At 60.6% G+C, this 1,324-nt stretch carries 2 protein-coding genes and 1 pseudogene; all 3 read right to left on the bottom strand.

Features of this window, described 5'->3' with window-relative positions:
* The coding region (locus tag JSE7799_RS15195; RefSeq protein WP_186201974.1) for a transposase at positions 1-322 on the bottom strand (322 nt) is incomplete at its 3' end.
* 332 nt (positions 323-654) lie between these two features.
* A pseudogene (locus JSE7799_RS15190) lies at positions 655-1,071 on the bottom strand (transposase); the annotation flags it as partial.
* Between the two features lie 38 nt (positions 1,072-1,109).
* Positions 1,110-1,324, bottom strand: a 215-nt coding sequence (locus tag JSE7799_RS15180) for a transposase domain-containing protein (RefSeq protein WP_055664364.1), incomplete at its 5' end; no start/stop codon positions are given.

Below are 1,324 nucleotides of genomic sequence, written 5' to 3'. Positions count from 1 at the left end.
CTGTTTCCGGGCCACGCTCCAGCGCGATCCTGAAGCTGGGATCGTACCGCAGGGCTGCCGCGTCGTTGCCGTCTTCATATCCCGCCGCGATCATCATGATCCGGAACCGGATGATGTCACACAGGCTATGCTGAACTTTCGCCGGGTCACGCGGATCGCGCAGGCAATCTGCGAGCCGCTGCGCCAGACCCGCCCTGCGCTCGATCTCGCGCAGCAGGGTCAGGCCGGCGTCGGAGCTCATGTCGGCGCCGTCAAACCCGAGTAGGACCGGCTTACCGTTAAGGGGTGACAGGCGGGGCGTGGAGCACGTAGACTGGGTCATGGCGGAGGTCGTCCTGCTGAAATCTGAATCTTTGGCGTCGATAACCAAAAAATACAGAGTTTCAGACGGTTACGCCACCTCCGCCGCCTTCTCGTGAATTATCCGGGTTAGCGTATTCAAGGCATTTACAAGGCTGCCATACGTTGACCGGTCCCGTGCCAGAAGATGCGGTCGGTGAAATGGGAGCCGTGCTTGACGTTCCTGAAAGTGACGGGCGAGACTTGGCGTAATCAGCCCGGATTTCAGCGTACTTCGCATAACGCCTAATAGTGTCCCGGGAAGTGGTTTAGGAACTGGCATTCACCTGCTTCTTCATAGCTGGTGTCGCTCGTTCACTGGGCGGCGATCATCGCGCCCACGTCCGGATCGTTGCACACGGCAGTCAGCTTTTCTACCGGCATGTAGCGGCGGGAGACGGCCCACTCGTCATTTTGCTCCAGCATCAGTGCTCCGACGAGGCGGATGACGGCCTCACGGTTCGGGAAGATCCCGACCACGTTGGTGCGCCGCTTGATCTCCTTGTTCAGGCGCTCCAGCGGGTTAGTGCTGTGCAGCTTCGAGCGCAGGCTTTCATCGAAGGTCATGTAGGCGAGGACATCGTGCTCAGCCTCATCCATCAGCTTGGCCACGTCGCGGAACCGCTCCCGCAGGTTGTCGGCAACCTCGCGTCAGCGGGCATGGGCTTGGTCACGGTCCTTCTCGGCGAAGACGGTCTTCACCACGGCGCTGACCACTGGCTTGTGGGTCTTGCTCACGGTAAGCGCCCGGTTCTGACCGCCTTGTAATTTCAGGCAGCTTCGCTCTGCGTGGTTCCGGCGGCTTTTGGCGTCCAGTTCCAGGGCAGCAACTCGACGAGGCGGTTGTTCTTGTGATCGTGGATGCGGTCGAGGATGTCGGCGAGGTAGGCTTGGGGATCGAGGCCGTTCATCTTCGCGCTCTCTATGAGCGTCATCGCCCGCGCCATGGTTTCGCCACCCGTGTCCGATCCGGCAAATAGCCAGT

The organism is Jannaschia seosinensis (assembly GCF_001408515.1).
GTDB lineage: Bacteria > Pseudomonadota > Alphaproteobacteria > Rhodobacterales > Rhodobacteraceae > Jannaschia > Jannaschia seosinensis.
The sequence above is the reverse complement of the archived record's forward strand: the minus strand, read 5'-3'. Positions and strand labels throughout refer to the sequence as shown.